Source organism: Pseudomonas syringae pv. cilantro, assembly GCF_001293775.1.
Classification (GTDB): Bacteria; Pseudomonadota; Gammaproteobacteria; order Pseudomonadales; family Pseudomonadaceae; genus Aquipseudomonas; species Aquipseudomonas syringae_P.
Genome location: NZ_LGLN01000098.1, coordinates 1 through 516 on the forward strand (window position 1 = coordinate 1; position 516 = coordinate 516).

The 516-nt window shown below is 53.7% G+C and carries 1 protein-coding gene; it reads left to right on the plus strand.

Annotation, left to right across the window (positions count from 1 at the left end; translation table 11 throughout):
- Positions 1–96: 96 nt before the first annotated feature.
- Positions 97–417, plus strand: a complete 321-nt coding sequence (locus ABJ99_RS25560; protein ID WP_054088155.1) for a hypothetical protein — start codon at positions 97–99, stop codon at positions 415–417.
- Positions 418–516 lie beyond the last annotated feature (99 nt).

The window sequence follows — 516 nt, forward strand, 5'->3', positions numbered from 1 at the left end:
CGGATAGACGCAATCAATCCCGGTCGAAAAACTCGATGATTGCAGGTCGAGGCCATTTCGATTGCAGGCCGTTACAGGTATCATGCAGGAGGACACATGCCGTTCGTATTCACTCCATCACCTCACTTCGTGAGCGCTGGTCACGAGGCGTCACATGCACTCGACACCGATGCCGAAACGGCTATGGATGTTGCAAGACTGCGTGAGTTTTACCCTGAGCTAACAGGCTGGGGCGATTGGGCACTGCACGAAGCCTGGGGCAGCTTCTCTCAGCAGGTGTACATGATGCACTGGCAAACCATTACCGAGCGTGAAGTAAATTTTCTCAACTTCTGCTGCTGGGAGCAGACGCGCGGTGAATTTCCTTGGGGTGGCGACAGCAGTGATTTGGCCCAGGCGAGTGAGTGGAAGAGTTAGAGGAAAACGACCGTGTAACCACTAGCTGTAGCGGCTTGCAATCGAAAACAGCCGTGCTCGCAATCAGCGCAATTTTCGGCTCAGATTAACTGCGACTGA

Excerpts from the sequence above, each read along its gene's own strand:
- ABJ99_RS25560 (WP_054088155.1), top strand. The coding sequence starts at position 97 with ATGCCGTTCGTATTCACTCCATCACCTCACTTCGTGAGCGCTGGTCAC.